This is a genomic window from Streptomyces sp. NRRL F-6676 (assembly GCF_000725625.1).
Classification (GTDB): Bacteria; Actinomycetota; Actinomycetes; order Streptomycetales; family Streptomycetaceae; genus Streptomyces.
On record NZ_JOHS01000070.1, the window covers coordinates 21,992 to 28,534 of the forward strand.

The following is a 6,543-nucleotide window of genomic DNA, read 5'->3' on the forward strand; positions in this document are numbered from 1 at the left end:
CGGATCCTGTCGATAATCGGCCGCCGCCTGTCTGATAGCGGCAAGCCGCCAGCCACGCGTTCACCGCCATTCGGGCGTAGCGCGCTACTTGCTCTTCGGCAGCAGCACACGCAGGCGTGGGTAGCGGGCGAGCAGCCGGGCCAGGTGGGTGCTGAGGCGGCCCGGCTTGAGGGCGGCAGCGACGTGGGAAAGCCAGAAGTCCTCCACGGTGCGCCTGGCGTGCGTCAGGGCGTCCTGGGACGGCGTGGTCTCGTCGTGGTCGGGGAGGTGCCGGCCGTAGACGGGAATCACCTCGATGCTGGCGGCACGCAGCGCGCACAGGCGGTGCTGGCCGTTGGTCAGATTCTGCTGGCCGGTGTCCCACCAGATGTGGCCCCCTCCGATGAGGGAGCGAAACCAGGCGCGGTCGCGCTCGCTCAGGTGCGTGGCGCGGTAGAGCCGGTCCTGTTCGTCGCTGTCGGGTTCGGCGCGGGCGAAGGCGAACACGGCCGCGGTGATCGCCTCCCAGTTGTCGGCCTGGTGGTAGGGGCAGGCGGCGAAGTCCTGATCGCCGAGCCGGGCGAACAGCTCGGCGTGGGCGGTTTTGCTGTGACCTTTGGGGTAGGTGGCGGCCAGGGCCTTCGCCCGCTCACCGTAGGGACACTTGAACAGGCCATGCGGCCAGGGAAGCTGGGAGGCGGCGACGGGGCGGATGCCGGTGACGCCGTCCAGGTGCAGAGCCCGCTGGGCGGGGCTGCTGAACCTGCTGGGGTACAGAGCGGCCTCCGAACTTGGCGGCTCCGGCCGTAGACGGGCATCGGCGTGGAGCTGCTCGGTGAGGTCGGGTTCGGTGACCCCGGCCAGTTCGTAGAAGGGACCCTCGTGCCAGGCTTCGTCCTCGTCGGAGCGGCGACGCTCCGGGTTGGGCTGGACCAGGACGGTCACCGGAACCTCGGGCAGTACGAGGATGCCGGACAGGCCGTGGACCGAGGCGAGGGTAAGGCGGCCGCGCGCCCAGGCAGGATCGTTCAGCACTGCGCCGAGGGCGGCACCGGCGAGGTGGCCGATCCATTCGACACGGTGGAATCCTTCGTCGATGCGCATGTCCCACTTCGGGTGCCGCAGGGCATGGATCTGCAGGTAGTCACCAACCGTGACCATGTGGGCCGGCTTGTCGAACGTGGCTGCCCGCTGCCGCGGCGGCTGCGGCTCGGACGCGGCGGCCGGCGCCACGAGGTCGGGGCCCTGGATGGTGTTGCGAAAGGGGTGTGGTCCGGCGGCCAAGCGGCTTCCGGTGAACAGCGGTTTTTGGGTCTCTGGCCACCAGGGATTGGCAGAATCCCAGCAGGCCCGGCCGCTGTCGACCTCGCCGAGGGTCCACTGATCACCCTCGCGCAACATGACCGGGCCCGGCATGCCGTGACAGAACACGACCGCGATCTGCCGGGCTGCCCGGGTACGCACCTGGGGGGAGTCCGGAGCCAGGAATCCGGTGTCGGTGATGATCTCCACCCGTTCGATCCGGGCGAACCCTTCGCCGTCCGGCACGCCGTCGACGGCCATCCGTTCCGAGGCGATCTGGAGGTAGTCCCCCGGGCGAAGCGCGGTACTCACGTGCGGAACGATCATTCCCTACCCCCGGTGCGCCGCCTCACAGTGCGGCGGTCTGTGATCTCCTCGTGTATACCGCACCGGACCGACATCTCCTGCCCGGCCTTGCGAGAGGACGATGCTGTCAGTGCCCGTTGATAACGTGCTTTGTCCCAGTCGCGGAGTTCATGAAGGGACGGAGTGCGTGCGGAATGTGACGTGCCATCAGGTTGCCGAGAACCGGTTGGCCCAGGCGCTCGACGACATCGACGGACGGGCTTACACGCGGTGGCACTCGCTGCGGTACGACAGCATCTCGCCGGCCCTGATACGGGCGATGGCGGACGAGCTTCTCGACCATGTCGCCGCCCGAACGGTGACGGAGCCGGGGCTCGACGCCGCGGCCGGCACGGTCGCCGTCACCGCCGCGGAGTGTGTGCACGGAGTGCTGAGCATCATGTGCTTCCCGGACGGGGACCAGGAGATCCGGTTCCCCCTCGTCGGGGAGCGGATCAGCACGGACCCGGACGACGACGAGTTCGGGGACGGGCTCATCGCCTTCCGGGACGTCGTCAAAGAGGCGCCCACCGCGCGGACCTGGCTCGACATGTTCGAGATGTGTGTCATCAGCGGGCATGTGTGGGACTGGGAGCGGGTCACCGGGCTGTTGCTGCGCGGCGACTACGCGCCCGCCATCCGTGACGGCGTGCCCTACAACCGGTACACCTCCGTCTCCGACCCCGCCGACCTCGCCGCCATGGACGCCCTGTGCCTCTATCTCACCGAGGCGGCCGGGCATCTGCCCCGCGACTGGCCCACGGTTCCGCTGCGCAAGCCGGACGCCAAGGAGCGCGCGGAGGCCGCCCGGCGGCTCGACGAGGTCGGCGACGCGCTGAGCGCGGACCAGCGGCTGCTCCGCGTACTCCTCGACGACGACCAGCACGCCTTCGAGGACGCCCTCGTCGCCCGGCTGGTCGCGTACCGGGAGAGAGTCGAGGCCGAGGCCGGTGATCCCGCGCCCCGGTCCCTCCTCCCCCTCGGCTCCCTCACCCTGGCCTGCCTCGCCGTCCAGGTCCATGGGTGGGAACTCGGTGTCCGGTCCGGGTATCTGCCGTACGGTCTGCTGGGATCGCCGGACGCGCCACGCCGGGCGGCGGAGGGGAACCGCAACAACTTGGGCTACTGGGCCGCCAAGTAGGCCACCCGGGGCGCGGAAGTGGGCCTGGCCCGACATCCAGGACGCCGTCGTGGAGACGGACTCGTCCCCACCGTTAGGCCGGAAAGGCAATCGAAGGACGTTCCGTTTGTCGGTGTGTGGGGCTACTGTCCAAAGACGCAAGATCGCAAGGGGGGTACATGATCATCACCCACGCTGGACCGGGCCGGCCTCCGGGCATCCGCCGGGGTCCCGACGGGCTCACCGACCGGCAGCGGGCCATCGTCGGCTGCATCGCCCGTTCCGTCGCTGACCGCGGGTACCCGCCCTCGATGCGCGAGATCGGTCAGGCGGTCGGCCTGACGAGCACCTCCAGCGTCGCGCACCAGCTCCTCGCCCTGGAGCGCAAGGGAGCACTCCGCCGCGACCCGCACCGTCCCCGCGCCTACTGCCTCCCCCTCAAGTTCTCGGCGGGAGAAGAGGACGAGCGGCCGGAGAGCGAGCTCGCGGCGGCGGAGGTCCCCCTGGTCGGCCGGATCGCGGCCGGAACGCCGATCTTCGCCGAGGAGACGGTCGAGGACACCTATGTCCTGCCCCGCCAACTGGTCGGTGAGGGCGAGCTTTTCGCCCTGAAGGTGTCCGGGGAGAGCATGATCGAGGCAGCCATCTGCGACGGGGACGTGGTCACCGTCCGGCGGCAGCAGGTCGCCGAGCCGGGCGACATCGTCGCCGCCATGCTCGACGGGGAAGCGACAGTGAAGAGGTTCCAGCGCGACGCGGCCGGCCACGCCTGGCTCGTCGCGCACAACCCCGCGTTCGCACCGCTCGCGGCCGACGAGGCGGTCATCCTGGGCAAGGTCGTCGCCGTGATGCGCGCCCTCTGACGATCCTCGCGGCGGCCCACGGACAGCCGTTGCCCGCACCAGCTGGGCTCGGGCTCACGGTCGGGAGAGGAAGGCGCTGCCTCCGGCATCCCTCGGCTCGCGGCGCTCCTGGCTTCCGGGGCTTTGGTGATCCGGGAGCGGCCGATTCTCCGTTTTGCCCCGACGTGGGGGCCGACGGTGAACGATGGTGGTTGTGACGCACAGGGACGTAGGGACCAGGCTGCCGCTCGACCGCACGGACGCCTTCGCGGCCTTGGAGGCTGCTGTCCGGTGGTGGGGAGCCGATGTGCCGGAGAACCCGGGAGCGGGTGAGCTGGCAGAGCTCTTGGACGGGATCGTGGGACGTCTGCGCGGGGATCGAAACGCCGAGCAGTCCCAGTCGGCCGCGGAGCTCTTGGCTCAGGCGGCCGAGGCTCTGCGGGCCGTGGCCCGGCTCGGTAGCCTCCTGCCGGCGATCTTGCTGTGGCACTTGCAGACCGCGCTGCGGCAAGAGGCCGGTGCCCGCGGCCAGATCGCCGAGCAGAGGGATCCCCAGCCGGTCCCCTCCCTGTCCTAGCCCGTGTCCTGAACCGACGACCGGCGGTGCGGCGCGGCGCGCCCGTTGGAGCCCCACCCGATGGATATGGTGGCGCCCTGCGGCATCGGTCTGCTGCTCCTCACGCGAACTCGGCCCACTGGTTCAAGGCGGAGGCGAAGAAGCTCGGCTTCGATCAGAGCCATCTCACCGACCGCACCACCGCACACCAGTGCCTGTTCCTCACGCTCCGCGGGCCGACGGGGCGGAGCGAAAGGTACCCGCCATGTCGGCCACCCAGACCAGCAGCCGGGCGCGGACGTACGCCCTCTACACCGGAGCTCCCCGCCAGCTCGCGTGCGAGGTCGTCGCCGGCCTTCCCCGCCGCGCCCCTCTCATCCCCGCTCCCGCCCACCACGAGCAACTGCTCCTCGAGTCCGAGGTGTTCTACTGGGTTCTCGGCTCCCAGCGGAACTTCTTCGAGTTTCCCTTCGGTATCCAGTACGTACAGCCCACCGCGGACGGCATCAGGCTCCACCTGGAGAGCAACGCGAGCCTCGACAGCCTGCTGGCCGGCCTGCTGCCCGGGCGGGTGAGCGTGGGTAGCGGCGACGACGAGATCCACGGCCTCAACGGGTGCCGGATCACGGCACGAAGCGAGCGCGGCATCGAGCTTCGCCGCCTCGGACAGCCGACCAGCATCCGGCTCACCGGGCCCTCCCGACGCGCCTTCCAGAAGGCCGAAGCTGCGCTCGCCGAGCGCATCCGTGACCACGGCGGCGAGGCGAGCTGGCTCGCCGGCGACACCTGGACCGCCCACGAACGCCGTTGGGAAGACGAGCGCCAGCCACTGCCCTACGAATCCACCTGGCGTGACGCTGCCTGGCTCCCCAGCGGGTTACTGCGCCGCCTCGGCCTCCTGCACACCGTCGCCGTCCCCCAAGTCGTCACCGGCCACGAGTCCCGGCTGGGGGAGTGGTGGGTCCTGGAGCTGGACCACGACGCCGACACCGGCCTGCGCCGCGCCGAGTTGGTCCAGGCCCTCACCGACCCGGAGCACGGTCTTCCGCTGGAACTGCGGGGACACCGTGACCTGACCCCCGGCGAAAGCCTCGGCCTGATCCTTCTGAAGTCCCCGGACAACACCGCCACCCTCCAACTGCGCTACGACCGCTTCGACTACCCGGTCACGCCCGCGCGGGCCGAGATGTTCGCCGCGATCCGGCGACGGATCAGCACGGTGACGGGCGAGGCCCCGCTCCCGGCGATGCCCGGCTGTTCGGCCACCGGCTGAGACGCCTGGCACCATCAGGACCGCCGTCAAGCCCCCGTCACTCGAACGGATTGCCGTCACTCGGCGATCTCCTGCGCCCCGTGTTCGTGCCGTGCCGTTTTGGGGCTGCGCCTGCCCGGGGGAGGGTAGGGGGCGGATCAGGGAGAGGACGGCATCGGGGTGGTTGGGGATGATCAGGACTGGGGTGAGCGCGCGGCCTGCCGGACAGCAGGTCCCGACGAGCTGTTCGTCGAAGGTGCGGCACAGAACAAGGCCAAGGTCATCTGCACCGGCTGCCCGGTTCGCACCGAGTGCCTTGCCCACGCCCTCGACCTGCGCATTGAGCACGGCATCTGGGGTGGGATGACCGAGCGCGAACGGAGGGCTCTTCTGCGGCGGCGCCCTCTGGTCACGTCCTGGCGCCGTCTGTTCGAGGCTGCCCGATCGGAGGACGAACAGACCCCCGGCGCTGAGGACGGACAGTGGGGCGCCACCGGATGACGCGTGGCCGCGGTCCAACGGACCGCCCCAGCGCCGGCGGTCACATCAGTGCCATCCACCCGGCCGTTCCTGACAACTTCGCTCCCCTCACCTGCAGCCGACTCACTAACGTCACCCCTTATGGCGACAGACCTCGTTAGCGGCCCGACCCGCAGCTGCATGCGGGAGATCAGCTCACGGATCGAACTCTCCCCACTCCAAGCCTGCTGGGACGGCAGCGGCTTCACCCCCGGACCACCGAAGGACACCTCCGGCGCCCAGAGGAAGCGGCTCTTCTCCTCCTACGCCGACCACATCACCTGGAGCGACCCCGAACAGGTCACCCGCGCGATAGCCGTGTTCGAGAGGATGCTCCGCGCCTACCGCAATGAGGTGGAGAGGTACACCGGATCCGGAGAGGAGACGCCCCAGCAGCAGTGGGCGAAGGAGCTCGACAGGATCCGTCGTGACTTCGAATACGACGGCTATCAGATTACGGACAGCTTGCGCATCCGCAAGGCCGGCGAGCGTCGGCCTGATCATGAGAGGGCCGATGGGGATCTCTACACGAGTAATTGTCAAGACTTGTGGGTGAGTTGAGTTTCAGGCGACTTCGAGGTCCTCGACGAGGTGGCCGTTTTCGAAGCGGGCGCCGGAGCGGACGAGG

General features: G+C 69.8%; 7 protein-coding genes. 6 read left to right on the forward strand and 1 reads right to left on the reverse strand.

Going from position 1 to position 6,543, the window contains the following annotated elements:
• Nucleotides 1–84 precede the first annotated feature (84 nt).
• Nucleotides 85–1,593 (reverse strand): hypothetical protein, encoded by a 1,509-nt coding sequence (locus tag IO29_RS39750; RefSeq protein WP_234307665.1) that lies wholly within the window; start codon nucleotides 1,591–1,593, stop codon nucleotides 85–87.
• Nucleotides 1,594–1,774: 181 nt separating this feature from the next.
• Here IO29_RS39750 and IO29_RS28580 point away from each other — a divergent pair, with 181 nt between their 5' ends.
• The 6 genes from IO29_RS28580 to IO29_RS28605 all read left to right on the forward strand — a co-directional run bounded on the left by IO29_RS28580 (nucleotide 1,775) and on the right by IO29_RS28605 (nucleotide 6,476).
• Nucleotides 1,775–2,767 (forward strand): immunity 49 family protein, encoded by a 993-nt coding sequence (locus tag IO29_RS28580; RefSeq protein WP_030382690.1) that lies wholly within the window; start codon nucleotides 1,775–1,777, stop codon nucleotides 2,765–2,767.
• Nucleotides 2,768–2,925: 158 nt separating this feature from the next.
• On the forward strand, nucleotides 2,926–3,609 hold the full coding sequence (lexA, locus tag IO29_RS28585) for a transcriptional repressor LexA (protein ID WP_030382691.1): 684 nt from the start codon (nucleotides 2,926–2,928) through the stop codon (nucleotides 3,607–3,609).
• 184 nt (nucleotides 3,610–3,793) lie between these two features.
• Nucleotides 3,794–4,165 carry a hypothetical protein gene (locus IO29_RS28590; RefSeq protein WP_051707972.1) on the forward strand — a complete coding sequence of 124 codons (372 nt, stop codon included), beginning with the start codon at nucleotides 3,794–3,796 and terminating at the stop codon, nucleotides 4,163–4,165.
• A 244-nt stretch (nucleotides 4,166–4,409) separates the two neighbouring features.
• Nucleotides 4,410–5,417, forward strand: coding sequence for a hypothetical protein (locus tag IO29_RS28595; protein WP_030382693.1), 1,008 nt, complete (start codon nucleotides 4,410–4,412; stop codon nucleotides 5,415–5,417).
• A 159-nt stretch (nucleotides 5,418–5,576) separates the two neighbouring features.
• On the forward strand, nucleotides 5,577–5,897 hold the full coding sequence (locus tag IO29_RS28600; protein WP_030382694.1) for a WhiB family transcriptional regulator: 321 nt from the start codon (nucleotides 5,577–5,579) through the stop codon (nucleotides 5,895–5,897).
• Between the two features lie 159 nt (nucleotides 5,898–6,056).
• Nucleotides 6,057–6,476: a hypothetical protein gene (locus tag IO29_RS28605; RefSeq protein ID WP_158709392.1), complete on the forward strand. Its 420-nt coding sequence runs from the start codon at nucleotides 6,057–6,059 to the stop codon at nucleotides 6,474–6,476.
• Nucleotides 6,477–6,543: the final 67 nt, after the last annotated feature.

Coding starts and splice junctions, on each gene's coding strand:
- IO29_RS28605 (WP_158709392.1), top strand. CDS start 6,057: ATGCGGGAGATCAGCTCACGGATCGAACTCTCCCCACTCCAAGCCTGC.
- IO29_RS28590 (WP_051707972.1), top strand. CDS start 3,794: ATGGTGGTTGTGACGCACAGGGACGTAGGGACCAGGCTGCCGCTCGAC.
- lexA (WP_030382691.1), top strand. CDS start 2,926: ATGATCATCACCCACGCTGGACCGGGCCGGCCTCCGGGCATCCGCCGG.
- IO29_RS28595 (WP_030382693.1), top strand. CDS start 4,410: ATGTCGGCCACCCAGACCAGCAGCCGGGCGCGGACGTACGCCCTCTAC.